This is a genomic window from Undibacterium sp. GW821-FHT07F11, from assembly GCF_059418665.1.
The window spans coordinates 825,265-852,163 of sequence record NZ_JBWKQH010000001.1; the positions used below are offsets into that span (position 1 = coordinate 825,265).

Here is a 26,899-nt window from a genome sequence, read left to right on the forward strand (position 1 = left end):
AAATTACCAGAACTTGCAGTATGCAGGTTCTGGTAATAAAAGTAAGTGTAGAAAAGCGTAGAAGGCTGTTGCGAGATGGGGAATTTACTCCCCCATTTTGTGACAGCCTTTTATTTTCTGAGATTGATCCAGGAGACAAGATTCTCTTCCAGCATGGGGCGGCCTATGTAAAAGCCCTGGCCCTCATGACAACCCATGGCTGCCAGCGTCTTCCAGTGGGTTTCATGTTCTACCCCTTCGGCGATCACCTGCAAGCCAAGTTTTTTACCGAGTTGCGTAATCAGCTCGGCTATCCGCGGCCCCTCAGGCGTATCGATTTGATTGACGAAAGCGCGGTCTATTTTCAGCCTGTCTACCGGTAATTTATCAAGGTAGCTGAGTGAAGAAAAACCGGTGCCGAAATCATCGATGGCAATTTTTACGCCCATTTGTTTTAACTTGGCGAGCTTGCTTTCAAACAGGGCCGCGCTGGTCATGGTGACAGACTCTGTAATTTCCAGCTCCAGATTTTCTGGCAGTAATCCTGTTTCTTTCAGCGCTGATTCGACGATTTCGATAAAGTCATCCTGGCGGAATTGCACGACCGAGACATTGACACCCATGCGTTGTGGCGCGATGCCCGCTTTTTGTAATCTGACCATCATGAAACAGGCAGTGCGTAATACCCAGGCACCCAGGCTGATGATGAGACCGGAATATTCTGCCAGCGGGATAAAGTCATTTGGTGGTATTAGCACACCATCATCATTACGCCAGCGTATCAGTGCTTCCAGTCCGGTAAATTGACTGCTCTCCAGATCGATTTGTGGCTGGTACATGAGGAACAGGCGCTCGGCATCAAAGGCCTTGTGCAAATGCTGCATGAGCGTAGCGCGCTCGCGTATCTCTATGCCCATGGAGCGGGTAAATAAGGTGCAACTGCCACGCTGATGTATCTTGGTGCGCTTGAGGGCGATACTGGCGTCTTTCAGCGGTTCGGCACCGTCACCTACATAACCTTCCAGTGCCACCATGCCTATCGACATGGACACCGCATGGGCAGTTTCTTCTATCGTGTATGACTCGACAAACATCAGTCTCAGGGTTTCTGGCTCGAGTAATTCCTTGCTGCCCAGCAGACCGAATACATCACCGGAAATACGGGCCAGGAAGACGTGAGCGCCCAGTTTTTCACGCAGCCTGTCTGCGACTGCTTTCAGGATCAGGTCGCCGTAATGATGGCCGAGCACATCATTGATTTCAGCAAAATCGTCAATGTCTATCAATGCCACCATTTGCCCGGTCTGTTCACTTGCCAGGGTAGTGCTGATCTGTTCTATGAACTTCAGGCGGTTAGGCAGTTTCAACAACTGATCACGATAAGCATGGTTCTTGAGTTGATTGACCAGGCTCAGATTATCAAGACAGACGCCGAGGTTGGAGCAAAATACTTCCAGCAAATGCTGGTTGATTTCCGACAGCGAAAACGGCAAGTCGATGAAGGCAGCCAGAGGCCGGTTGCCACGGCCAGAGAAATACAGGGTCATGCTGTGATCAGTGAACAGAGATTCACGTCTGGTCAGCACATGTCTTAAGGCATCGCGCACGCGACTGCTGTGGATATCATCAATCGGGCAATTCATCAGGTTGCTGTAATGCCCGGCAGAGGCGATGACATTGAAAGTCTCGGGGATTTCTTCATCCAGCTCATTGAGCTCGCCCTGGGCGCACAACAAACCTTCTGGCGGTACGCCACACAAGGCGGCGATCTGGGTAATTACACCGCTGGCAAAAGATTGTATCCCATGGTCGAAAGTGAAGGCAGCGCTGGAACTGATGATCTGGTGCAGGCCACGCCGGCTGGCATCGATGGTGCGTATCTGTTCATACGAGCGCACTGCTGCCGTCAGTGAAGTCAGCAATTTCTTGCGTGTCAGCTCATTCTTGGTTTTATAGTCGTTGATGTCATAGTCGCGTATCGCTTCTTCTTCCGGTGCATAACCGGGTTGGCCGGTGCGAAGGATGATACGGGTATCGGTCCAGCCCAGTTCATCGCGGATGAAGCTGACCAGCTCCAGTCCCGCATGCTCGGTTTCCATGACCACATCCAGCAAGACTACGGCGATATCGCTTTCACTTGCGAATACTTTGCGGGTCTCATTTTTGGAGTAAGTGTGGATAAATTCCAGAGGACGGTTCAGTATCTGCACATACTGCAGCGCAAAGCAGGTGGTGCGGTGTACATCTTCATCATCATCGACGATGGCGATTTTCCAGCTGCGTCCTGTTTGCTGAGTGGCGGCTTCTTCTTCCGCATCCTCAACCAGGAACAGCTCATCATCATCGTCTTGTTCGTTCGACATGCCTTCTCCGGGTAGAAAAGCCTGCTAATTGATGCAACAAGTATAGTTTAAGTTTTGGCGTCGGACGCAGGCATGGCTCACCGACTTTGTGACTTAAGGTGAAATATATTAGTCAAAACTGACGCCTTCCTTGCAAATCTAATTTTCATGCAAAGCGGCGGGCGGCATCCAGACCAAGACCTGATCCTATGCTGCCAAAAAGATCACCTTCGACCTTGGTTGCGGTCGGGACTATGCTGGCGATTTGCTGGCGCAAGCCACGTACGCCACTGGAACCACCGGTGAAAAACACGGTATCGACCTGTTCCGGTTTCAGGTTTGCCATGTTCAGTACGGTGTTGACGGTGTCACCGATATTGCTGGTCAGGTGGGCGATGGAGGCTTGCAAGCCATCCTGGTCCAATGCCAGATGGCAGGCAGGTGCAGGTTGTTTGCTGCGCAAACGTTCCAGTGGCAAGTCTATGGTGTGCTGATCTGACAATAAGATCTTGGCTTCTTCAGACTTGATGGCCAGCCAGTGGCCATCGCGTTCTTCTACCAGGTTCAGCAGACGTTCAAAGCGCAGGCGTAATTCGGCAGTATTGATATCACGATAAACTTCCTGCAATTCACGCCAGACTTTTTGGGTATACGTCAGGTTGATCGTGTGCCAGGTCGCCAGGTTGAAATAATAACTGGATGGCACTTCGATCTGGCTGCCCAGACGGCCACCCAGTCCCAGCAGGGGCATGACGTGGTTCAGGCTCAGGTATTTATCAAAGTCGGTGCCGCCGATATGTACACCGCCATTGGCGAGGATATCGTCTTTCCTGTCTATCCTGTGGGCACGTTCCGGTGCCAGGCGCACCAGTGAAAAATCTGAAGTACCACCGCCTATATCGGCGATCAGTACCAGTTCTTCCTTGGTGATGCGTGATTCATAATCAAAGGCGGCGGCAATGGGTTCATACTGGAACTGCACTTCCTTGAAGCCGGCAGCGCGGGCGATTTCTTCCAGGGTATCTTGCGCCAGCTTGTCGGCCTTGCTGTCATCATCAATGAAATGCACAGGGCGGCCCATGACGGCCTGGGTAAAGTTGCAGCCTGCAGATTTTTCTGCGCGCACTTTGAGTTCACGGATAAATTGCGCCAGCAAATGGCGGAAGGGGACGGACTTGCCCTGTACTTCGGTCTGGCCATCCATCAGGCTGGTACCCAGCAAACTCTTCATCGAGCGCATCAGGCGGCCTTCATAACCCGCCAGGTAATTGCCCAGAGCAGCCCGGCCATAAGTGACCTGGTCATCCTCGACATCGAAAAATACCACCGATGGCAGCGTGACTTTGCCCTCTTCCAGCGCTAACAGCGCAGGCTGGCCCGGCCTGTGCCAGCCAACAGTTGAATTCGAGGTGCCAAAATCTACTCCACAAGCGTGCGACATGAAAATCCTGATAAAAACGGGTAAGCCAGCAGCTTTGGGTGAACTGCTGTTGACGATAATGCGTTATAAATGAGTTAAGACGTGATACGGAAGAAGCTTAGTGATAACTACGATGATTTGTTGGTTTCCGCACTATCGAGCTTAACTACCAGCAACTGATCAATGCGATAGTGATCAATATCGACGACTTCGAACTTATAAGACCCCAGCATCACAAAATCAGTGCGTTTGGGTATCCGTTTCAGCATCGTCATCATGAAACCGGCAATGGTCTCATAGCTTCCCTGCTCAGGCAAGCCATCTATGTCGAGGGCACGACAGACATCCTCGATTGTTGTCGCACCGTCAATGAGCCAGGAATTGGCATCACGCTGGACGATCTGGTCTTCCAGGAAAGGATGAACCAGGTTGCCCATCAGGGTACTCAGCACATCATTGAGTGTAATCACGCCTACTACCAGCGCATATTCATTGAAGATGACGGCAAAGTCTTCGCGCGTGCCCTTGAATTGTTCCAGCATTTCAGACAGAGTCAGAGAATCAGGCACCGCCAGGGCAGTGCGTATCGATAATTCCTGCACCTTGGTGAACGCCTGGTTGGTCAGTACCCGTTTCAAGATATCCTTGGATTCGACATAACCAACCACGTTGTCGATATTGCCATCACAGACCAGGAACTTGGTATGCGGATGCTCGGCGATCTTCTGGCGTATCACTACATCGGTGTCTTGCAGGGTGAAGTAGACGATGCTGTCGCGCTGCGACATGGCCGATGGCACAGTGCGGCTTTCCAGCTCGAACACATTGCCTATCATGTGATGTTCGCTTTCCAGCACTACCCCGGCTTCAGCCCCGGCATCAAACATCGCATAGATTTCATCAGACGTGATTTGCTCATTGCGTGTCGTTGGTAAATTGAACAGCCGCAGGAGCAGGTTGGCCAGGCCATTGAAGACCCAGACCAGAGGTTTGAACAGGCGCACGCACAAGAGTATGGGGCTGACCACCAGCATGGCCACGGTTTCTGGCGAGATCATGGCGATCTTCTTGGGCATCAGGTCAGCAAACAAAATGAAAATCGAGGTCACGAACAAAAAGGAGGTGACAAAGCTGACGGTTTCCACCCAACTGGTCATCCCGAAAACAGCGACCAGGGCTTTCAGGATATATGGTGTCAAAGCCTGTTCACCCAGAATACCGCCAAGTATGGCAACTGCATTCAGGGCGATTTGTACGACCGTGAAAAAATGCCCCGGCTCTTGTTGCAGTGCCAGCACCTTGCCCGCACGCTGCTCGCCCTCTGCATGCAGTATCTGCAATTTGACCTTGCGCGCAGCCGCCAGCGAAATCTCTGACATGGAAAAAAATGCGCTGATGGCGACCAGCAAGGCAATGATGAGAAAGTGATCAAACAAAGCCATATTGGCTCCCGTGCAAATGTACTTGACGGTAATCATATACTATTGTGCTTTGTATATTTCGCTTAAAGGTTGTCATTCATGACAAGTTCCGAACAGGCCGATGTCGTTAAAGCACTGCCGACCAATGTACGTTTTGTATTGATCACCGTATTCCTCGACATACTGGGCATAGGTCTCATCATCCCGGTCTTGCCACGGCTGGTGGCCAGTTATACTTTGCAGGCCGATAGTCAGGCTTACTGGTACGGCGCGATTGTCGCCATCTATGGGGTCATGCAATTTATATTTGCCCCGATGATAGGGGCGCTCAGTGACCGCTATGGCCGTCGTCCGGTCTTGTTGATATGTGTATTCGGCCTGGGCTTGAATTTCCTGTTACTGACCCAGGTGACGACTATTTACTGGATGTTGCTGGTGCGCGCCATCGGTGGTGTCACCGCAGGTAATCTGTCAGTCGCGAATGCTTATATTGCGGACGTATCGAGTCCGGAAAACCGCGCCAAGGCCCTGGGCAAGATAGGTGCCATGTTTGGCCTGGGATTTATATGCGGCCCGGTTATTGGTGGCATGCTGGGTGAGGCGCATATCCACTATCCGTTTTATCTGGCGGCGGCTGTGGCGCTGGGAAATGTGGTGTACGGTTATTTCACCTTGCCAGAATCACTGCCTGCCGATCACCGCAAGGCATTTCATATTTCCGCCGCCAATCCCTTTGCGGGTTTGCGCGGTCTCGCTCATTTGCGTGGCGTCGGTGCGCTGGTGTGGGTGTATGCACTGACCATGTTTGCACAATTTACCTTGCAGACTACCTGGGTGTTATCGACAGAATTGCGCTTTGGCTGGACGCCCATGCAAAATGGTTTTTCACTGTTCATGGTTGGTGTTTCCAGCGTGCTCATGCAGGGTGTTTTTCTGGGGTCTTATATCAAGCGGGTTGGCGATGCGAATGCAGTCCTGATCGGCCTGGCTTCATCGACCGTGGCACTCAGCTGTTATGGCCTGGCCAATCAGGGTTGGATGATGTATGTACTGATCCTGTGTAATGTGCTGGCTTTTGCCGCCGGGCCTGCCTTGCAGGGTTTCTTCTCGCGTGCTGTGGATGCGCGCTCGCAAGGCCTTGCCATGGGTTCTTTGACTGCGTTGGCCAGTATCATGAGTGTGTTTGCCACACTGATAGGGACGTCGATAGTCGGGCAAGTCAGTCATTTTCCCAAGGGCAGTGTTTTGCTGGGCGCACCTTTTTTCCTGGCGGCGACCATACAGTTAATGGCCTTGACTCTGGCACTGCGGCATTTGAAAAAATAGCTGAAGCCGGAATGCAAAAAGCGGACCTTGAGTCCGCTTTCTGTTTTACCTGCAGCCAGCTTCAACGCACTGCTGTATGCATGGATGCAGTGTCCATCAAGAGTTCCGGATCTTCTGCTTCTTCCACCGTTTCATTATTCAAACGTCTTTGCATCTTGACGGTATCCACGTCATTACCCCATTTGGCAACCACCACAGTGGCGACACCGTTGCCGATCAGGTTGGTCAAGGCGCGTGCTTCTGACATGAAACGATCTATACCAAGTATCAAGGCCAGACCAGCGACTGGTACACCACCAACTGCTGACAGTGTCGCTGCCAGCACGATGAAGCCGCTACCTGTGATACCTGCCGCGCCCTTGGATGTCAGCAGCAAGACTGCCAGCAAAGTGATTTGCTGCATCAAAGTCATCGGTGTATCCGTGGCCTGGGCAATGAATACCGCAGCCATGGTCAGGTAGATGGAAGTGCCATCGAGATTGAAAGAGTAACCGGTAGGGATCACCAGACCAACCACGGATTTTTTTACACCCAGGTTTTCCAGCTTGGCCATCATGCGTGGCAATACTGATTCTGAAGAAGAAGTACCAAGTACGATGAGTAATTCTTCCTTGATGTACTTGATGAATTTCCAGATACTGAAACCATGTACTTTGGCAATTGCACCGAGAACGACGAAGATGAAAATCAGACAGGTTGCATAGAAAGTCGCCATCAGGAAACCGAGCTGCACCAGCGAACCGACACCGTACTTACCTATCGTGAAAGCCATCGCACCAAAGGCACCGATAGGAGCAACTTTCATGATGTAGCCAACGATGACAAACAGCACGTGGGAGAATTTTTCTACCAGATCAAATACCAGCGTGCCGCGACCACCAAAACGATGCAGGGCAAAACCAAAGAAGATGGAGATCAGCAAGACCTGCAGTATCTCACCCTTGGCAAAAGCATCGGTGAAAGTAGTAGGGATGATGGCCATCAGGAACTCAGTCGTGGTCTGCATTTTGCCAGGTCCGGCAAAGGCGGCGATGCCCTTGGTATCGAGTGTATGCACATCGATATGCATACCTACACCAGGTTGCACGACGTTGACGATGATGAGGCCGATGATCAGTGCCAGGGTGCTGACAACTTCAAAATACAGCAGTGCCATGCCGCCGGTCTTGCCGACTTTTTTCATGTCTTCCATACCGGCGATACCAACTACGACGGTACAGAAAATAATCGGCGCAATCATCATCTTGATGAGCTTGATGAAACCGTCGCCGAGAGGCTTCATGGCCGCGCCGGATTCGGGATAAAAATGGCCAAGACATACGCCCAGAACGATGGCCGTGATGACTTGAAAATACAGGGATTTGTAGAAGGCTTGAGCTTTCATCCTGGGTCTCCATTGGATGGTAGAAAGTCTCGCCTGAATAAAATCATCATGGCGAGCACGTTGCGGAATATTTTTCTCCGTCAGTGCAGCCATTATGGAAAATGCGCGGAGCAGCCACAATTGTGGCTTTCCACAGTGCCTAATTTTTATGCAGGTTTTTTATGCCGCAATATGTTGCCTTGATGCGGAAGAATGCGTCGCCTGATGTTGAATGATGCGACCCAGCAAACGCATCGCATCATCCAGATCCTGGGTATATGGCATGCCGCAATTGATACGCAAAAAATGATCAAAACGATTTGAATTGGAGTACATCAAGCCCGGTGAAACCAGGATGCTCTCCTCTAGCGCAGCATCAAAAACAGCGCGGGAAGAAGTGCCGGCCGGCATCTCTACCCACAGCGAAACTCCACCGGCTGGCATGGTCACGCGCGTGCCTTCGGGAAAATATGTGGCAATCGCTTCTGCCATTTTTTCTCTTTGCACAGCGAGGCTGCTACGTAGTTTCCGCAGGTGCCTGTCGTAAGCCGACGACAATAAAAAAGTTGCCGTGACTATCTGTGACAATTCTTCGTTATAACGTGTGTGTGCGTACTTCAGCATGTTGACCCGCTCTTGCCAGCGACCTGCCAGTATCCAGCCCACGCGCATGCCGGGCGCAAGAATTTTATGTACTGATGCGCAGTAAATCACGTTGCCGCTGTGGTCCCATTGCTTGAGTGCAGTCGGTATCTTGTCACCATCGGCGAGGGCGCTGTAAGAGTCATCTTCTATCAGCGGTACGCCTTGCGCTTCACACAGCGCTACCAGTTTTTGCTTGTGCTGGTCAGGCATCATGCTGCCCAAAGGATTCTGCAGATGTGGCACCACCACGACCGCCTTGATATTGTCATAGGTGCGCATCGCCAGTTCCAGCGCTTCGACGGAAATGCCGGTACTCGGGCTGGTGGGTATTTCCAGCGCCTTCATGCCCAGGCTTTCCAGCACTTGCAAGAGGCCGTAAAAAGTCGGCGATTCTACTGCGATGACATCACCCGCTTGCGCGACGGCACGCAAGGCCAGGTTCAGGGCCTCGATACAGCCATTGGTGATGATGACCTGGTCGGCGGATGTGCTGATGCCCGAATCGAGCGCGCGCTTGGCCAATGCCGCTTTCAGTTCGCGATTACCACCCGGCGATATCGCCTTGGTCAGCAATTCAGGATAACGGCGCAAAGTGCTCACGGTCAGGCTGCGCAATTGCTGGTGCGGGTACAGGGCGGGGCCACCGGTTGCGCGTGCCAGATTGCATTTCACCTGGCGCTGGCCCTGGGCGATGATTTCTGACACCAGTTCATGGATGCCGACAAACTGCGCGGGGTCGATGATCTTGCCTATGGTTGGTTCCTGTGCCGGTATCAGGCGCACCCGCCGCGGTTGCCGCACAAAATAGCCTGAGCGCGGGCGCGCCTCCAGCCAACCCTCGGTTTCCAGTTGGCGACATAACTGCAAGGCGGTGGACAAGCTGACGCCATGCACCTGCATGAGTTTTCGTACAGAAGGCATACGGTCACCCAGCTTCAGCGTGCCGCAGCGTATGGCATTCAGATAATGGTCGGCCAGTTGCCTGTAGAGAGGTAAGGTTTGCATAGCTTGATAATGTAAGGCTGCTCATGGGCCTGCACGGATACAGTTCAGGGCTAGCGATACAATAACAGATTCTGAATTTTCTGTCTGATACGATACAGATAGGCTTTCTCTGTGTCTGTGCGGAAAGTCTGACAAGTCTTATCCTCTTAGCCATTCACCGCCTTGAGGAGCGTTTCATGGATACCCACACAATCAAAACAGGCCAGCGTCTGCAGGTGCTGTTAATGGCCGATAGCAAACTGCATCTGCATACAGGCCGCTTACATATCCTGGCTGCACCGCAATTTCTGGAAGGCGTGGCCTGGCAAGTCGATACTGTGCTCAGCAGCGGTGCGCTGTTCACGGCTGAACGTGATGGCTGGGTAGAATTGCAGGCAATCGAGGCAAGCGAAATATTGGTACAGCAAGCCGAGCCTGTCAGCTGGTGGCAGGCCTTGCAGCAGCGCTGGCATGGGAGACCGGCAAGGGCATATGGTCAGGGTGGGTCGGTTTAAGCTGTCAGGTGCTTATCCCGGGAATGCTCCCGGGGCGTGGAAATTCACGGGAAAAATTCCTTCAGCAAAAAGCTTTCCAGCTCTGCTGAATCTTCTATCCGCGCTGACTTGACCATGACGCGGCCCAGGCGTCTGGATTCCCAGTTGAAGTCGCCCTTGTATTCCATGCGTATGATTTCTATCATGCGGCGTACTACGGCCAGGCGTACATCGCCACCCAGACCGGCATCGACTTCAAAAGACTGCTTGCCGCCAGAAGCCACTATGCGGGTGTTCCAGCCACGGAAAGTGAAGCTGGCTACCCTTGTGCCTACCGTCCCCAGTTCAAACACGCCGCTGCCACCACCACGGTTGGCAGCTTGCTGCATGCTGCGTTTGACATTGGCTTCGGCCACTTCCTGCGGCGTCATGCCGCGGCCTGCCTGACGCGCACCGTCATTTTCCTGGGCGGCTGCCTGTTCTGCAGCACGGCGGCGTTCACGCGCAGCATTGGCCATGGCCATCATGTCCATTTCTGGTGGCGTCTCTTTGGCTTGCGGCGGTGGTGGCTGCGCTATCGGTGAATCCGTGACTGGCGGTGGAGGTGTCTTGGGCCGGGTAATTGCGTTTTTTGACGGCGGTACACGTACTGGTTTTGATTCGGTTTTTTGCTTTTGCGGTGCAGTTGCCTGTTTGGGCGCTTTGGCTACCTTGTCCATCAGCAAGACGATGGGCTCACTTGAGCCACCCTTGTCCAGCTTCTTCTTGATCACATTCATGTGTAGCAAGAAGTACAGCAACAGTCCGTGAACCAGCAAAGCCAGCAAGATGCCGAACATATTCGCAGGGCGAAACCGGATATGCAAATGAATTTCGCCCGGCAGGGCAACTTCATCATCAGGCGCTTCTATGCTCAACTTCATGGACTATATGAACCGGTGTGCAGAATTTCAAGGTGGCAAGCATACCTCAAACTATGTCTCTCCCTGTAACAAAGATTGTCTGGGGGCGAATCTGCAAATCCGGCACATGCTGATAAAAAACGAAAGTGTAACAAATGACGCGCCCTGTTTTTGAATCTTTAATGCTATTTACATTTGCAAGTAACAAACTATGTAGAAAATTGCTTTAATTCCTGACAACTACTTACAAATCGGTAATAGGAAACTTACATCCTTGTTCTAATGTTCAAGCCTGGCCAGCAACAAAGAATATTTCATACCAATACAGGGAGACTTAACATGGAAGAGCAATTGGCAAGTGTGGATGCCATGGATACTGTGACCACAACAGACAAGGATTTGTTCAATCAGCACGCGGATTTGAAGGCTGCTGCAGTGCTTGCCTCTGCCGCCTTGCTGACCGCATGCGGTGGTAGCACGACGGCAGAAAATAGTACAGGCAACAGCACTACGGCAATGGGTGCGCCACCGGCACCTGCTCCTGACGCCGGTGCTGCCGCTATTACCACCAGTGAAGCATCCCGCTTTCTGGCACAAGCCAGCATGGGAGCCAGCCGTGCCCAGATCGCCAGGGTGCAAGCATTGGGATATGCAGGCTGGATTGATGAGCAACTCAGCATGCCTGGCAATGGTACGCGCTGGGACTGGCTGGTCTCAAAAGGTTACAACGATGTCAGTTACCGCAATAGCCAGGCGGGTTTTGATGCAACGGCCTGGCGCAAACTGATCAGCTCGCCAGATACTTTGCGCCAGCGCTTTACCCTGGCTTTGTCGGAAGTCATCGTGGTCGCGATTGATGGCCTGATAGGTGGTGGCTGGAAAGCCTTTGCCGCCGCAGCCTGGCTGGACATGCTTGAAGCAAATTGCTTTGGTAACTACCGCAATCTCTTGCAATCAGTATCGACCAGTCCTGCCATGGGGCAATACCTTACTTTCCGGGGTAATGCCAGATTCAATTCAAAAACCGGGGCCAGCCCGGATGAAAACTATGCCCGCGAAATCATGCAGCTCTTCAGCATAGGCTTGATTGAACTCAAACTGAATGGCAATCCACGCAAGTATGACGGCAATACCAGGGAGACCTATGGCCTGGAAGATATTACTGGTCTGGCCCGCATCTTTACTGGTTGGGGGTTTGATCTGGCAGGTGGCGGCCCCGACAAGCCGGACTTCATGCGCAGACCCATGATACAGGTGCCCGACAAGCATGAAACCGGTGCATCCACTTTCCTTGGTAAGACCGTAGACGAAGGCCTGAGTGGCGAAAAGGCCTTGGAAGCGGCACTCGATATTATCTTTGCCCATGACAATGTCGCCCCCTTCATCAGCCGACAACTGATACAAAGACTGGTGACCAGCAATCCAAGTGAGGATTATATCTTGAGGGTGGCGACCGTGTTCAATGATGATGGTAGCGGCACAGTCAGAAAAAAAGGTAATTTGAAAGCCGTATTGAAGGCGATTTTGCTCGATGATGAAGCGCGCAAACCAGCTAATCTCAGCGATCCCCAGTTTGGCAAACTGCGTGAACCCATGTTGCGTTTCCTGGCCTGGGCACGGGCCTACAATGCCACGGCAAACAATGATATCTGGAATATCGGCAATACCAGCAACCCCGCCGACAAACTGGGGCAAAGCCCCTTGCGTTCACCGTCGGTATTCAATTTTTTCCGTCCCGGTTATGTCCCGCCAAATACGGCGATTGCCGTAAAAAACCTGGTGGCACCGGAATTCCAGATCACCAATGAATCTTCAGTCGTTGGTTACGTCAATTACATGCAGATTGCCGTCAGTGAAGGTGTCAGTGATATCAAGCCCGATTACAGCAGTCTGATGCCACTGGCTGAGACGGCGCCGGCCTTACTGGATGAAATCAATCTGGTGCTGGCAGCAGGGCAGTTAAGTGCGACTACCCTGGCGGATTTGAGCAGCGCAGTCGACAGCATGCCCAAGGGTAATGATGTCCGTCGCAAGCAAAGAATCTATGCGGCGCTGACCTTGGTACTGGCCGCCCCTGAATTCATCGTCCTCAAATAAGCCTGAACTTCTGAGCAAATAATTTGCTGTCACCAATACAGGAAAGCATCATGAAAAATTCTACTACAATGAATGCCTCACGCCGCGCATTCTTGCAACGTGTCTCTGCTCTGTCCATCGCCGGTGTCGCCACACCCTGGGCACTCAACCTGGCTGCCATGGCCGAAGCCTCGGCCGCCAATGCAGATGATTACAAAGCCATCGTCTGCGTGTTTTTATACGGTGGTAATGATTACGCCAATACCTTGGTGCCGTATGACGTTCCCAACTACGCAGCTTATTCCCAATTGCGTCCTTCGCTGGCTTATGGGCGCGACAAACTGACTAAGCTGGAAAGCCTGAATGTTCCTGTAGACAGGAATGGTATCAGCCATCAATACGCGCTGGCACCCGAACTGAAGCTACTGAGTCCCATATTCGATGCCGGCAAGATGGGGATATTACTGAATGTCGGCACTCTGATACGTCCGACCACCAAGCTGGAATACGTGAATAAGACGGCGATGCTGCCACCCAAGTTGTTTTCGCACAATGATCAGCAATCGGTATGGCAATCTTCTGCACCTGAGGGAGCAACAGCAGGCTGGGGTGGGCGCATGGGTGACCAGTTCGTGGCAGGTAATGGCAACGCTACTTTCACTTGCATAAATGTTTCAGGTAATGCGGTCTACCTGTCTGGCAATACGGCTGTGCAATATCAGGTATCGACCAATGGCTCAGTTCATATGACCGGTGTGAAGGCACCTTTGTTTGGTTCCGTTCCCTGTTCCACGGCTTTGCAAAAACTGGTTACGCAAGAGCGTATTCACTTGTTTGAAAATGAATATGCACGCGTCAGCAAACGTTCCCTGGAGGCTGACGATGTACTCACTGCGGCACTGGACAATGGCCGCATCATCAAGACACCATTTAATAAAGAAAATAATCTGGCCATGCAATTGAAGATGGTGGCGCGCATGATTGACTGCGCAGGTACTCTGGGCGCAAAACGCCAGGTCTTTTTTGTTTCCATGGGGGGCTTTGATACCCATAATGGCCTGAAAGAGACGCATCCTGATTTGCTCACCAGTGTTGGCGAAGCACTGAGTTCATTTTATGATGCAACTAAGGAATTGGATATAGAAAACAAGGTCACCAGTTTTACCGCTTCTGATTTTGGCCGTACCCTGAGTGTCAACAATGACGGTTCTGATCATGGCTGGGGCAGCATGCATTTCATGCTGGGCGGAGCAGTCAATGGCAAGCGTTATTATGGTACTGCGCCGCTGGTTGCCGTCGACAGTGATGATGACGTGGGTCAGGGTCGTTTGCTGCCTACGACTTCAGTTGATCAATACGCTGCCACGCTGGGCAAATGGCTGGGCATATCAGACACTGAAATGCTGGAGATACTGCCCAATCTGAAGTATTACGATGCCAGCAAACGCTACCTGGGTTTCGTCTGAATTTAGCTTAAATCAAACCAAACCAGCCGAGTGCAGCACCACCCGCCAGCAGCCACAGTAAATGCAGGCGGGTGCGCCAGACGACCACGGTACACACGACCGTCATCAGCCACAATGGCCAGTCTCTGTTCACCTGGTCATGGGATGCTGCCATGATCCAGCCCGTTGCCAGCAACAGGCCGATGACGATGGGTGCCATGCCCAGTTTGAAGGCACGTACACCACGCAATTCGCGGTTGGCATGCCCCCAGCTGGCTGCCACATAGGTCAGCGTGGTACTCGGTAAAAGTATGCCCGTCATGGTGACGAAGACACCCAGCAGGGCAGTCCACATGCCACCGGCATTCATGCCCACATTCCAGCCCATCAGGGCGATGAACAAGACGTTGGGGCCAGGGGCGGCCTGGGCGATGGAGACAGAAGCATTGAATTGCGCATCAGTCAGCCAGCCTTGTTGCGCGACCAGATAGCGGTGCATGTCAGGCAGGGTAGAAATCGCACCGCCTATCGACAGCAGGGACAGCATCATGTAGTGCAAAAACAGTTGCAGCCAGTCATTCCAGTTCAGGCTGATATGCAAGGCATTGTGCAGGGTATCAGGCATTATTTCAGCCTCCGGTAAACCAGTATGCAGGTGACAGTGCCGAGGGCAAACAAGACATAGGCCAGCGGCAGGCGCAAGAAGGCAATGCCGGCAAAGCAAAGTGCGCTGAAGACCAGGGCGGTAACCCTGCCCAGGGGATTATTTTTCAGTGCCGGGACCAGCTTGAGCGCTGTGGCGATGATGAGGCCAGCAGTCACTGCACCCATGCCGCGCAATGCACCGACGACCTGGGGGTATTGGGAAAACTGGGCATACACTACCGCCAGCATCACCACGATCAATAGAGGGACGGACAACATGCCAGCCAGTGCCGCCATGGCACCGGCAAAACCAAAATGGCGGTGACCTATCATGAGGGATAAATTCACGACATTCGGCCCCGGCAAAATCTGCGCGACGGCCCAGTCTTCGACAAACTCTTCCATCGTCATCCAGCGCTTTTTTTCCACCAGTTCACGTTGCACGACGGCCAGTACACCACCGAATCCTTGTAATGCCAGCAAGGTAAATGAGATATACAAATCCGCAAGGGACGTGGGACGCTGGCTGGCAGGTTCTGTGGACATGATGATGGCAGCCTGGCGGCTTAGCATGGAGCAGGTCTACATTGTAAAGCAGACGAGAAAATGCTGCTGAGCAAATATTTCACCTATCCCAATTTCCATAGGTGCAGCCTTGCCGACCGGAGCGCATCATATACAGAAGTAAGAACTTGTATCATTTGAAACGAAGTCCTGTACTTGCTTAATTGCCAGCCTGCTTTGCGCTACAGTATTTTTATTTTACTGGTCAAGATCATGAGCGAAGACAAGATAGTCATGTTTGAAGGTGCCAGTCCTGCCATGCAGGCGGCAGCAGAAAGGGCGCGCAAGACTTTCAAATATTTCTGGCGCGAATTGTCATGGGAATATCGCCGCATTATTCCCGGTCTGGGTCTGGCTGCAGTGAAAGTGGCATTTCCTACCGGCTCGGATGGTGAGGGGCCGGAAGTGGAGCATATGTGGATCAATGAAATACAGTTCGATGGCGACACTGTATCTGGCGTTTTGCTGAATAATCCGCAATGGTTTGACAGCATTGCTGCCGGTGATGCTGTAACTGTGCCGCTGGCAGAAATTGGCGACTGGATGTACACCATCGGCGGTAAAGTATATGGCGGCTACAGCATCGATGTCATGCGTAGCGACATGTCAAAAACCGAGCGCGAAGAACATGACCAGGCCTGGGGACTGGACTTTGGCAAGCCGGGTGAAGTCATGATCGTACCTGTACCAGCGCAGGAAAAGCAGGGCTTTTTATCGGGCCTGTTTGGCAAAAAAGAACAGGCGATCATTGTCAGCACAGAAGACCTGCCGGAACATCCCATGAGTGAAAACATGGCAGAGAAAATGGATCAGGGTTTGCAGGATGAACCGGCCTTCACCCGCAGCGTTGATGAAAATGGCTGGACCTTGCTGCAGAAAGATGCGCTGGCCGGCAATCTCGCTCCCGTAACTTTGCTGGTCAAGCATGGTGCCGACGTCAGTGCTGTCAATCCCAAAGGCGAATCAGCACTTGATCTGGCGCGCAAAATGGGCTGGCCAAGGATAGTTGCTTTTCTGGAAAAGAAATTGCATTAATCCTTTTGCTTATGGTGTGCGCGTATACGCGCACGCCACTCACCCAGCACTGTCAGTGCACTCTGAAATTCTCTTTCTATCAAGTCTGCTTCGGCATCGGTAATCACACCATCGATCAAGGCGGTTGAGACTGCCTCTGCCACATCGCCAACACGGCTCATGACGCGGCATACCGTCTGCGACAAATCATCTTCACTGACCTGATCAGGCTCTGGTATTACAAACGCCGCCATGCCATGTCTGCTCAACAGCGCATGCAGAGGCAGGTGGGCATCCTTGACACCTGCTTGATGACAGAGCTCAACGATCATCGAGAGTTCTTCAAACGATGGGTAATGCGACTCTATGCCCGGTGCCAGCTTGTTGCGCAAGACATTCACCGAGACTTCCATACGGCTGGCCAATGCCTCCAGGCCACCAGGATAGGCGCGTGCAATCTTGTACAAGGCGTCGTGCTGGTTCATATCCGAATATTTGCGTGTCATGGTGAATTCCCCAATTTATTACCGATGATCTTTGTATTTTTGCTCACTATGATGACATCCATCGAGAGTTGAGGGATTGTACAGATAGCTTAACCATATTTCTATAGATGAGAACCATGAACAGTTTTAATAACAAATTAATAGCAATCATGCTGGCGCTGGTTTTGCCACTCTCGGCCAGCTTTGCCCATGCAGCTGGACGCTCATCCGGTTCTTCGGGTGGCTTTCGTGGTGGCTTCTCTTCACAAAGAAGTATCAGCAAACCTGCGCCATCCAAGCCATCGAATACCGGTTTTGGCAGTTTCAATAACAGCAAGCCAGCGAATGTGAGCAAGAAGTCTGACTCTGCGTTGAACCGTGATCTGGAAAAAAACCAGGCACAGGCGAATGCACAAAAAAGTATGGATGCTCGCCAGCAGACAGCACAGCAAAGTCAGCGCGGGTTTGGCAATAGCACTGGTAACAACAGTGGCAACCAGCAGGCAGCAAACCAGCCTGCATATACAGCACCGCCCGTGACGCAATCTGCACCAGTAATAATGCAGCCACAGGTAGTGCAGAGAGGCAGTGGCATTTTTCCTGCAGTTGTCGGTGGCGTGATACTCGGTAGTGTGATGAGCCATCCTCAGGCAGCAGAAAACCGTCAGTCCCAGCAGTTGGAACCCATTGCCAGCATGGGAACGGGCAGCGGCAAGGAGGCAGTGGCCAGTAGCGCTGCAGTAGCGATGGATGACAAGACCACCGCGCTGAGTAGCTCAGAAGCAGAAAACACAGCAGCAACACTGACGACTACAAAAGTGACACAGGAGAGTGGTGGTTTTAAATTGCTGCGCACCGCTCTCTTCATCTTGCTATTCGCCACGGTGGCCTGGGCAGGCTGGCAATTTCTGCGCAGCAGACGCAACAAGCAAGACAGTGCAGTTCATTACAGTTTAGGAGGAAATTAATACCATGGCCTGGAAAGATGCATATCAGTACGTAGGCAAGCTGTTTAACAAACACGACAAGGATCAACTCGTCGCAGACGAGATGCATGCAGAAAATGGCAGACAAGATGCAGCCCTGCCACTGGGTGCGCGCATAGGCAGTGTCGTCAATTTGCAAAAGACACCGCTGATACGTGCGATCAGCCAGGGCTCACTGATTGCCATGCCGGATGAAGCTGAAACCCGCATCGTCGCCATCAGCCGCGTGCAACTGCCTATCAGCGGCAAGATGTATCGCTATTACCTCAACCGCGATGCCAATGGCGGCGAGAAATTTTTGCAGTTGTATTGCGATGCCAATGATGATTTGCAAGAGCTTTTGTATTGTAGCCACCTGACGCGCTTGATACCTGAAACCGTCGAAGATCAGCAAGCTTTTCTGGGTGAAAACGGTGCCGGTCTGGGGGACCGCAATTACAGTCTGTGGCGTGAACAACTGGTGGGCATAGGCTGGGATGAGGCTAGCCTGGACAGTGTATTTGCCGATGCCGACAGCCTGCAATATGAGCGCGATGCCGGTGATCCGGCGCAGGAATTTGTCACCCCTTTTAAAGGTGTAGAAACCCGCATTGATGATGCAGCAGGCAAGCATGGTTTGCAGCAGGATGTGGTCTTCATGCCTTACCGCAGGAGTTTGAATGAAGCGGGTGATCAGTCTGAATTACTGCTGATCAGCACAGAGATTTTACGTAGCAAGGATGGCGATAACAAGCGCGACATCCATGTCGATTTTATGATTGCCCTACCCCTGGAAGCGGAAAGGCTGCTGGTGCAATAGCACCAATTTGATGTAGCAAGCAATGTAGCACCGTGAAGTATCAATATCGTGTCACACACTGAAAGGACATAACATGAGCAATATGAATGGCTGGGGCCTGACCGCACGTTTGATTTCCAAACACTTTGGCGCACTCGGCGACAAAATATCCGAAGCAATTGCCAACTTCGATCCCGAAACAGCGACTGAAGCAGACCGTGACCGTCTGGCAGCGACCCTGCGCGAAACGGCACAGAAACTGGCCGCTGCCCGCTCATCTTTCGACAAGGAACACAATGACGTAGTGCGTCTACGTGAACTGATTGCGAATGATGAAAAAGCCTCGGCAACACTGGCAGACCGTTTGGCCAGTGGTAAAATTTCTGAAGCTACTGTCAATATGTTCTGCGACGAACTGGAAGCCAACAAGGCACGCTTGCCGGTAGAGTTGCAGGAAGAAGCCGATGCCCAGGAATACATGAACGAGTTGCAAAAAATCGTCGATGCCTTCTCCAAACAATTGGCAGACTTTGATGCAGCCGCGAAAAAAGCTTTGCAAAACCTAGCGTCTGCCAAAGCGCAAAAAGATTTACAGCAATTGCGGGTAGAGCGGCAAGAGCAACTCAGCAACCTGTCCGGCATGCGCACGCATTCAACCGCCCTGAATGCGCTGACACGTCGCGCACAAAATGTCAGCAATGAAGCGGCGGGTTTGCGCATTGTTGCCGACATAGGGCAAAAACCGCTGGACCAGGCGGCTGAAATTGATGCCATCCGCAAATCCGTGGCACAGGCCGATACTGCAGGCGAAAGTACGCTGGAAAGACTAAAGCGCTTATCGGGCCAGGCTGCAGCAGGTCAGACCGTAACAGCGGCCTAAGCCTGCCTGCTGACTCTCTGCGTCAGCAGGGTGAGCCAGCGGTCTGCACCACTGACTTCACTGATGACTTGGGAAAAGTCACAGACGGTGCGGGCCGCACGTTCAAGTAATTGTATGTCGGCTTCATGCTGACGTGCTACGTGCGGGTCTTCGAGAAACAGGATGCGGCGTATTTGCCGGTCAAGTACCAGTTCTGCCAGTTGCGCATCTCCACCCAGAGGGCCGGAAAGATAAGGGGTGACCCAGTTCTTGCCGGCTTCTGCTCCCTTGATTCTTTGTGCCAGCTGGTTCAACAGGCCACCAGTCGTGCCAGTCGCATAGCGATGGCCAAAGCTGTCGAGCAGTTCAAAATGTTTTTCAGCCATGACCAGCATGCTCTCCTTCATCGCGTCATGGGCGATCAGGGCGATACCTTCCTTGCCTAATTCAAAAGTCTGATTCAGTTTGTTGTCTATCGCTGCACCGGTTGCTGTCGCTTCCAGTTCCAGCCATTCCCTGGCGCTGGCTAAAGTCGCCAGGAAGGGTTTGCGGTGTATCACACACTGGCGCTTGAGTGCCTGGGCCTCCGGGAAAACAGAAGAAGGGTCGACCGGATCAATCAGATAAATTACTGCATCCACCGCTCTGGCTGGGTCTTTATCGACGACCCGTGATACCAGTTTCATCAGGCCACCTTCGCGGCCATAGGGGAAACGTTCGACCTCAGGGCAGCTTTCCAGCAAACCATGTGAAATGATGGCGTCAAGTGTACGTCCGACGATGACCATTTCAGCTTGCAAGTGGTGCAATGCTGGCCCGCCGCCGTGTAAGAGTTGCACCAGGGCAGAATTGGGGGCATCCTGATGTGAACGGTTGGCAATTAATCCTATGCGTAGCTTTTTTGCTGAGGTCACGGCATGTGCTTTCATGGCTGGTGAGAAAATTGTCTGCCCCTGTAGTTTACTCTCAGACCGTCTATACTGGCTGACTGAAGGCTACATTTTGTTACCTAATCCAACAGTCGAGACACACGAAAAAGCCTGGACAGGCGTAGCATTCTGTACATGAAGTAAAACAGGTGAGGATAAAATGAAAAAATGGCGACATCTGCTGATGGTGCTGATGATCATGATGACCTGCGCCTCGGCTTTGGGTGATGATGATTTTGATGATGAAATGCAAGTCAGGCGCTGGGCTCTGCTAGGGGATACCCAGGCGCAGAATATGCTGGGTTTGTTATATCTTGAGCCCAATGAGAATTTACAAAATGCACAGGAAGCCGCCTACTGGCTGGAACAGGCGGCGGATCAGGGTCATGCAGGTGCCCAGGCAAACCTGGGTGTCATGTATCTGACCGGTGAAGGTGTTGAGACTGATGAAGGCCAGGCTTTCCGGTTATTTCGTCGCGCCGCCTTGCAGGGTTTGACTTCTGCCCAACTGGCACTGGGTTATATGTATGCGACTGGCAAGGGTGTGGAAGAAAATCCTGAAGAAGCGGTATTCTGGTATCAACAAGCTGCACATCAGGGTAATGCCAGTGCCCAGCATCATCTGGCCCTGGCCTATCAGGACGGTGCAGGGGTAGAGAAAGACGCTGATCAGGCTGCCCGCTGGGAAATGCTGGCAGCTGACCAGGGCTTGTCGAGTGCACAGTTTCAAATGGGTTTGCGTTACTTGCATGGCGATGGGGTAGAGCGCGACATGGTGACTGGTTACCGTTATTTGCTGAAAGCCAGTGTCAAGGCTGGCAGTATGGCAATAGATAGTCGCGAACTTGTCAGCAATGACCTGACTACCGAGCAAATTGCTGAAATCCGCGATGATTCCCGCTACTGGAAAGCGCGCCTTTGATGCCATGTATCAATGACACTGACCTGTGAATAATGGTCGTTGTTACCCTTGGTCTGCTTACTGAGTACCAGTTTTACTCTGAACGCCGCAAATTTTTTGCGGCGTTTTTTTATTTGTGCGTAATCTGGATAATCGGGACAGCTGATAAATTAGATTTGCACAATTCCAATGCGCAATGTACTCTCGATGTTGCATGATCGTATATCCCGGAAAATGACGACTGGGATAACCCAAAAGATCAACGAATAAAGCTGAGAAAATCAAATGCATCGCGCTGCCTGGCCTCCTCTCTGACAGAACGCACATCGCTGTAGTGCAAAGCATGTATCAGCATGCTGCATTGCTTGCGCTGGTTCTAACATGTTCAAGCATGTTCAGGCCATCAATCTCCCACGCCCTTCTATCCGGCCTACGGCTTCGGGATGGGCGTAGCATTTCTTTATTCGTATTGGAAATTTACATGCAATTATTGAATACTCTCATGGCGCACGCCATGCCATGGATTCCCCGCGCACTGATACAAAAAATCTCACGACGCTATATCGCTGGTGATAATCTCGATGATACTGTGACCTGCGTCCGTCAACTGAACAGACTGGGTTTCGACGTCACCATCGATGTATTGGGTGAGTCAGCCTCAAACCTGCAACAAACTGAAGACACAGCCTACGAATACATGCGCGTGTTGACGGCAATTCAAGAGCACGGGTTGCAAGCCAGCGTATCGGTCAAACCAACTGCTTTGGGATTGCTGCTTGATATGCAGCGGTGCGAGCAACACATGGAACAAATTGTCGCTTTTGCCGATCATCATCAAATTTCTGTTTGCATGGATATGGAGGATGTTGCCTGTACCCAGAAGGAAATTGACCTGTTCACCAAGCTGAGAGTGAAATACAGCAAGCTCAGCCTGGCATTACAGGCTTATTTATTGCGCACTTATCAGGATATTGAAGCGCTAGTGCAGAACCGTAGCAGCATGCGCATTTGCAAGGGTATTTATCTTGAGGAACGATCACAGCTGGTAGATGGTGCATGGCATGACAGGAGTAGCATCAACCCGCATTTCCTGGCCCATGTTGCCCGCTGTTTCGACACAGCTACCTTCGTTGCAATTGCTACGCACGACAGCGCCTTGATAGCGCAGGTGCTGGAGCTGGTGCAGCGCCGCAACATAGTGAAGCATGCATTCGAATTTCAGATGCTGTTAGGGGTTTGCGAGCCTCTGCGCGACAAGCTAAGGGACATGGGTTTTAGTGTGCGCATCTATGTGCCATATGGCAAGGACTGGTATGGTTATAGCATACGCCGGATAAAAGAAAATCCCCAAATTGCAGGTCACATATTGCGGTCTTTAATACGTCGTTAAGTTTTTCAATAAGTTTCTCAAACCGATATCACGTCAGTTTCAAGCGCTCATTGAAAGCTTGAAACTGACGCATCTATTATGCTAAGTTTGAACAATTCAGCGCAGATAGTGCTGTTCAAATTCTTCCGCTGACATGGCTTGTGAAAACAGGTAACCCTGCATTTCATCGCATTGCTGCTGCTGGAGAAAATCGCGTTGCTCCCGGGTTTCCACACCTTCGGCAATTACGCGCAATTTCAAGGCATGGGCGAGGTGGATGATGGCAGTCACAATAGCGATGTCGCTTTCGTTGCCTGGCAAATCATCTATAAAAGAACGGTCTATCTTGAGCTTGTAGATAGGGAAGCGTTTCAGGTAGCTGAGACTGGAATAGCCGGTGCCAAAGTCATCAATCGCCAGCTTGACGCCCAATGCCGCCAGGGATTCCAGCTTCTTCAATGCATCTTCCGCATCCTTGATGAGTATCGATTCGGTCAATTCCAGTTCTATGCACTGTGGCAGCAAATCATGCTCATGCAGGGCTGCAGCGATACTGTCAACAAAATTGGCTTGCTGGAATTGCAGCGCTGAGACGTTGATCGCCACCCGCATGGACTGGCCATCACGGTTCCATAATGCCGCCTGTCGTATCGCCGTTTGCATGACCCAGTTACCGATAGGGACAATGACGCCTGACTCTTCTGCCACCGGGATAAATTGTACCGGGCTGACTTCACCGAGGTCTTTGTCGGTCCAGCGAATTAGCGCTTCCACACCCAGCAGCTTGCCGGTGGCCAGTTCTATTTGTGGCTGGTAATGCAATCTGAAAAGCTGGTGTTCCAATGCCTGGCGCATGGCATGATCCAGCTTCATGCGTGACAACAAGCCTATATTCATCTGGCGCTGATAAAAACGGAAATCCGAGCGCCCGCGCTCCTTCACATGGTACATGGCGCTGTCTGCATTCTTGATCAGGTCTGCCATGCTTTGCCCATCTGCCGGGTAAAGCGCAATCCCTATGCTGGCGGTGACAGTAAAGTTCATGCCATCGAGTGAAAATGGAGCGGACAATTCTTCCAGCACCCTTCTGGCGCAAATCTCTGCGCCTTCCGCATCGGCTTCATGCAAGAGCAAGACAAATTCGTCTCCGCCCAGACGTGAAGCGGTATCGACCTGGCGTATGCATTTTTTCAGGCGTTCAGTGACTTGCAAAAGTACACGGTCACCAAAGGGGTGTCCCAGTGCATCATTGATTTGTTTGAAATGATCAAGGTCAAGGAAGAGCAGGGCAAAGGTCGAATGATTGCGGCTGGAAATGGTGATCGCCTGACGTATGCGTTCATCCAGTAACAAGCGGTTCGGCAAACCGGTGAGCACGTCAGAAAACGCCAGTTCTTCAATTTTCTGTTTCGCCGTATGGGTTTCTGTCCTGTCCTTGAAAAAGCCTATGTAGTTCAGTGCACCACCCTTGGCATCCGGGACCTTGACCAGGGAAATCATGCATAGATAGGCATGGCCATTCTTGCGGCGGTTCCACAATTCACCTTCCCAGAAACCCAGGTTCTCCAGCTCTTTGAGCAGGTTTTCTACCTGGGCAGTATTACCTTCCATGGAGAAAAATTCCCTGGGTGTTTTACCCAGCATTTCTTTTTCGGTATAACTGCTGAGGCGCTCGAAACTAGGGTTGGTGGTGACTATTTTTTGTTCAGCATCGGTGATGAAAATCGCATCAGTACTCGATTCAAATACTTTGGCCGCCAGCCGCAGGCGTGCTTCATCGGCCAGCCGCTGAGTGATATCGCGGTAAGAATATACCCGCCCTATAGGACGACCCCGTGCATACTGTGGCAGGGTCACTCTTTCCAGTACCTTGCCAGAGCGAAGCGTCAGCACATCGGTGGCTTCCATCAGTGGTGAGCGGGTGATGGTGCCCAGTCTTTCTTCATACTGACCAGCATCAAGCATGCATTTATCCATCCAGGCATAGATGGCCTTGTCATCACGCTGCGTCATCAAATCATCCGGCAAGCCCCATAGCTCAGCGAATAAATGGTTATAGCTGCGGATGGCAGCATCCAGGTCAGTGACCAGTATGCCGTCAGCGGTGGACTCCAGGGTGGCGCGCAGCTCGGCGATGAGCTTTTCCAGCTCATTTTCAACCTGGCGCTGATTTGAATGGTCATTGATGGCGACCACATAGACAGAACTGTCCAGACCCATCCTGACCAGGGTAACCCGTCTTTCTATCTGGACTATGCTGCCGTCACTACGTTTCAGCAAGGTTTCTGAGTGAATATTTTCTGATAAACCTGCTGCCACATCCTCCCAAAAGAACACATCTTCAGGTGCAACTGCCAAATCTACTATGCCCTTGCCAAACAGGCTGTCTGGCGGGACTTGCAGCAGATGATGGATAGACTTGTTGGCAGCGACTATGCGCAGTTGTATGGGGTCAACCAGTATCACTGCTTCCAGCAAACCTTCTATCAGTGATTGCCAGGGATGGGCTTTCATGCCGCTGCCCCATCTTCGGTACGCGGTTCTGCCTCCAGTCCACGTTCAAAGAAATAGCACAGGCGCTTGCGCGGCGATAAGTAGTCGTAGGCTGCCTTGGGCAATTGCAAGGGTTTGAGGCTGCGGTGTATGCATACCGTGTTTTCATGCTCCAGATTGATGACCAGTGCTTCTTCGCGCGGCACGGCAGAATTGTGGATGACCACCTTGGGTTTGATGGGGCGGGCTGAATTGACCGATACCACCATGGCATAGCGTTCATCCGTCAGTTGCACGACCGAGCCCGGCGGATAAATCCCCATCATGCGGATGAAGGCGGTCAGGGTGGGGGCATGAAAACGGGGTTTGTGCTGGGTAAAAATCTGCGACAGGGCTTCATGCGGCGTGACTGCAAATGCAGGATTGGCAGGATTGCAAAGATTATCGTAATGATTGACCAGTGCGACGATGCGGCTGATGGGACTTAGCTTGTCGCCCTGTACATGGCTGGGATATCCCGTGCCGTCTGCATGTTCATGATGCTGGGCGATGGCCAGCAAGACATTTGCCGACAAACCCATCTTGCGTGCCATCGCCAGGCTATGCAAGACGTGCTCGTGATATAGCTCGCGTTCGGCGTGATTGAAATGTTCATCTTGCCAGCGCAAACGGTCGGGCAAATCCATTTTGCCTATGTCATGCAAGATGGTGGCGACACCCAGGTCCAGCATCTCTGCCTTGCTCAAATGCAGTGCCCGCCCCAGCAAGAGTGCGATGACCGTCACATTGATGGAATGCAGCGAGGTTTTTTCGCCTGCTTTTTCAGACAGCAGGCGTATCGCTGCTTCATCCTCCCCCAAAATCTGACCCAGGAAACCTTGTATCAACTGCTCGGCCAGTTCTTTGGCTTGCGATGGCTGCGAATGGACTAAATCCGTGACTTGCTTGAAGGTTTGTGCCGCATGGGCAAACTGGCGCTCGCAGACTTGCAGGCTGGCTTGCTGGTTGGCCAACAGCTCACGCCTTTGCCTGGCGGCGAAAGCACCGGGGCTTTCCGTTACTTTGCTTTCTTGCCCGATATGCTGTTCGCTGGTGGCGGGGTTGGTCTCTGAATTGAGTTCCGGGCTGCTTTTGTCGGGCGCATAGCGTATGCGCTCCAGACCTAGTGAACGTATGGTATCGATTTGCGACTGACTGCTGATCTTGAAATTGGAGACAGGGAAGGGGTGATCCATCCAGCCCACATCCAGATAGACAAACATGCCTATGCGTAGCTGGCCAAGCTCAATAAACTGTGTATGAATATCAGTCATGACACTTGTTTCCGGAAATTTGACGCTTGAGCCTGGTTTTTTTAAAGAGAGTATGCCACCTCAGTGCTGAAGGCATTCCGGGCAGCATTATTCTGCATGTTACATCAGCTCTTTGTCTGTCTGGCTACAATTCAGGCTGACTGTGGGTTTTATGCTTAAATTATGC

At 51.9% G+C, this 26,899-nt stretch carries 22 protein-coding genes; 10 read left to right on the forward strand and 12 right to left on the reverse strand.

Features of this window, described 5'->3' with window-relative positions; translation table 11 throughout:
- Nucleotides 1–110 precede the first annotated feature (110 nt).
- The 3 genes from AC07OI_RS03555 to paeA all read right to left on the reverse strand — a co-directional run bounded on the left by AC07OI_RS03555 (nt 111) and on the right by paeA (nt 5,183).
- Nucleotides 111–2,342, reverse strand: coding sequence for a bifunctional diguanylate cyclase/phosphodiesterase (locus AC07OI_RS03555; protein WP_495256319.1), 2,232 nt, complete (start codon nt 2,340–2,342; stop codon nt 111–113).
- Between the two features lie 145 nt (nt 2,343–2,487).
- Nucleotides 2,488–3,762, reverse strand: coding sequence for an Hsp70 family protein (locus AC07OI_RS03560; RefSeq protein ID WP_492707447.1), 1,275 nt, complete (start codon nt 3,760–3,762; stop codon nt 2,488–2,490).
- Nucleotides 3,763–3,869: 107 nt separating this feature from the next.
- Nucleotides 3,870–5,183, reverse strand: coding sequence for a polyamine export protein PaeA (gene paeA, locus AC07OI_RS03565; RefSeq protein ID WP_492707445.1), 1,314 nt, complete (start codon nt 5,181–5,183; stop codon nt 3,870–3,872).
- Between the two features lie 78 nt (nt 5,184–5,261).
- On the opposite strand from paeA, the gene AC07OI_RS03570 reads away from it, so the two are divergent.
- The gene (locus AC07OI_RS03570) at nt 5,262–6,488 is read left to right on the forward strand and encodes an MFS transporter (RefSeq protein WP_492707443.1); all 1,227 of its coding nucleotides are present in this window, start codon (nt 5,262–5,264) and stop codon (nt 6,486–6,488) included.
- 61 nt (nt 6,489–6,549) lie between these two features.
- Here the strand turns inward: AC07OI_RS03570 and AC07OI_RS03575 are convergent, their stop codons facing one another.
- On the reverse strand, nt 6,550–7,872 hold the full coding sequence (locus tag AC07OI_RS03575; RefSeq protein WP_492707441.1) for a dicarboxylate/amino acid:cation symporter: 1,323 nt from the start codon (nt 7,870–7,872) through the stop codon (nt 6,550–6,552).
- A 159-nt stretch (nt 7,873–8,031) separates the two neighbouring features.
- The gene (locus AC07OI_RS03580) at nt 8,032–9,501 is read right to left on the reverse strand and encodes an aminotransferase-like domain-containing protein (RefSeq protein WP_495256320.1); all 1,470 of its coding nucleotides are present in this window, start codon (nt 9,499–9,501) and stop codon (nt 8,032–8,034) included.
- Nucleotides 9,502–9,677: 176 nt separating this feature from the next.
- Between AC07OI_RS03580 and AC07OI_RS03585 the strand changes: the two genes are divergently transcribed.
- Nucleotides 9,678–9,995, forward strand: a complete 318-nt coding sequence (locus AC07OI_RS03585) for a hypothetical protein (protein ID WP_492707437.1) — start codon at nt 9,678–9,680, stop codon at nt 9,993–9,995.
- A 44-nt stretch (nt 9,996–10,039) separates the two neighbouring features.
- On the opposite strand, the gene AC07OI_RS03590 is transcribed toward AC07OI_RS03585, so the two are convergent.
- Nucleotides 10,040–10,897 (reverse strand): hypothetical protein, encoded by an 858-nt coding sequence (locus AC07OI_RS03590; protein WP_492707435.1) that lies wholly within the window; start codon nt 10,895–10,897, stop codon nt 10,040–10,042.
- 318 nt (nt 10,898–11,215) lie between these two features.
- On the opposite strand from AC07OI_RS03590, the gene AC07OI_RS03595 reads away from it, so the two are divergent.
- Nucleotides 11,216–12,973, forward strand: a complete 1,758-nt coding sequence (locus AC07OI_RS03595; protein WP_495256321.1) for a DUF1800 domain-containing protein — start codon at nt 11,216–11,218, stop codon at nt 12,971–12,973.
- Nucleotides 12,974–13,023: 50 nt separating this feature from the next.
- Nucleotides 13,024–14,418 (forward strand): DUF1501 domain-containing protein, encoded by a 1,395-nt coding sequence (locus AC07OI_RS03600; RefSeq protein ID WP_495256322.1) that lies wholly within the window; start codon nt 13,024–13,026, stop codon nt 14,416–14,418.
- 7 nt (nt 14,419–14,425) lie between these two features.
- On the opposite strand, the gene AC07OI_RS03605 is transcribed toward AC07OI_RS03600, so the two are convergent.
- On the reverse strand, nt 14,426–15,022 hold the full coding sequence (locus AC07OI_RS03605) for a chromate transporter (protein ID WP_492707429.1): 597 nt from the start codon (nt 15,020–15,022) through the stop codon (nt 14,426–14,428).
- The gene (locus AC07OI_RS03610) at nt 15,022–15,588 is read right to left on the reverse strand and encodes a chromate transporter (protein ID WP_495256323.1); all 567 of its coding nucleotides are present in this window, start codon (nt 15,586–15,588) and stop codon (nt 15,022–15,024) included. Before AC07OI_RS03610 ends, AC07OI_RS03605 begins: the two co-directional genes overlap by 1 nt.
- 231 nt (nt 15,589–15,819) lie before the next feature.
- On the opposite strand from AC07OI_RS03610, the gene AC07OI_RS03615 reads away from it, so the two are divergent.
- The gene (locus AC07OI_RS03615) at nt 15,820–16,641 is read left to right on the forward strand and encodes a DUF2314 domain-containing protein (RefSeq protein ID WP_492707426.1); all 822 of its coding nucleotides are present in this window, start codon (nt 15,820–15,822) and stop codon (nt 16,639–16,641) included.
- On the opposite strand, the gene AC07OI_RS03620 is transcribed toward AC07OI_RS03615, so the two are convergent.
- Nucleotides 16,638–17,126: a phage regulatory CII family protein gene (locus AC07OI_RS03620; RefSeq protein WP_492707424.1), complete on the reverse strand. Its 489-nt coding sequence runs from the start codon at nt 17,124–17,126 to the stop codon at nt 16,638–16,640. The two genes, AC07OI_RS03615 and AC07OI_RS03620, sit on opposite strands and share 4 nt — an antisense overlap.
- A 116-nt stretch (nt 17,127–17,242) precedes the next feature.
- Here AC07OI_RS03620 and AC07OI_RS03625 point away from each other — a divergent pair, with 116 nt between their 5' ends.
- From AC07OI_RS03625 to AC07OI_RS03635, 3 genes are all read left to right on the forward strand, one after another.
- Nucleotides 17,243–18,073: a hypothetical protein gene (locus AC07OI_RS03625; protein ID WP_495256324.1), complete on the forward strand. Its 831-nt coding sequence runs from the start codon at nt 17,243–17,245 to the stop codon at nt 18,071–18,073.
- A gap of 4 nt (nt 18,074–18,077) precedes the next feature.
- A complete protein-coding gene (locus tag AC07OI_RS03630; RefSeq protein ID WP_495256325.1) occupies nt 18,078–18,890 on the forward strand; it encodes a DUF2491 family protein in 813 nt (270 codons plus the stop codon).
- Nucleotides 18,891–18,963: 73 nt separating this feature from the next.
- On the forward strand, nt 18,964–19,749 hold the full coding sequence (locus tag AC07OI_RS03635) for a hypothetical protein (RefSeq protein WP_492707418.1): 786 nt from the start codon (nt 18,964–18,966) through the stop codon (nt 19,747–19,749).
- Here AC07OI_RS03635 and AC07OI_RS03640 read toward each other — a convergent pair.
- Complete coding sequence (locus AC07OI_RS03640; RefSeq protein ID WP_492707416.1) at nt 19,746–20,657, reverse strand: methylglyoxal synthase; 912 nt, start codon at nt 20,655–20,657, stop codon at nt 19,746–19,748. The two genes, AC07OI_RS03635 and AC07OI_RS03640, sit on opposite strands and share 4 nt — an antisense overlap.
- Before the next feature lie 160 nt (nt 20,658–20,817).
- Between AC07OI_RS03640 and AC07OI_RS03645 the strand changes: the two genes are divergently transcribed.
- Both AC07OI_RS03645 and AC07OI_RS03650 read left to right on the forward strand, forming a co-directional pair.
- The gene (locus tag AC07OI_RS03645; RefSeq protein ID WP_495256326.1) at nt 20,818–21,579 is read left to right on the forward strand and encodes a tetratricopeptide repeat protein; all 762 of its coding nucleotides are present in this window, start codon (nt 20,818–20,820) and stop codon (nt 21,577–21,579) included.
- A 460-nt stretch (nt 21,580–22,039) separates the two neighbouring features.
- Nucleotides 22,040–22,948, forward strand: a complete 909-nt coding sequence (locus AC07OI_RS03650; RefSeq protein WP_495256327.1) for a proline dehydrogenase family protein — start codon at nt 22,040–22,042, stop codon at nt 22,946–22,948.
- Between the two features lie 96 nt (nt 22,949–23,044).
- Here AC07OI_RS03650 and AC07OI_RS03655 read toward each other — a convergent pair whose 3' ends face one another.
- Together AC07OI_RS03655 and AC07OI_RS03660 are read right to left on the reverse strand one after the other, a co-directional pair.
- Nucleotides 23,045–25,441, reverse strand: coding sequence for a sensor domain-containing protein (locus AC07OI_RS03655; protein ID WP_492707412.1), 2,397 nt, complete (start codon nt 25,439–25,441; stop codon nt 23,045–23,047).
- Entirely contained in the window at nt 25,438–26,733 is a 1,296-nt protein-coding gene (locus AC07OI_RS03660) for a cyclic di-GMP phosphodiesterase (protein WP_492707410.1), read from the reverse strand. The genes AC07OI_RS03655 and AC07OI_RS03660 overlap by 4 nt, the downstream gene beginning before the upstream one ends.
- Nucleotides 26,734–26,899 lie beyond the last annotated feature (166 nt).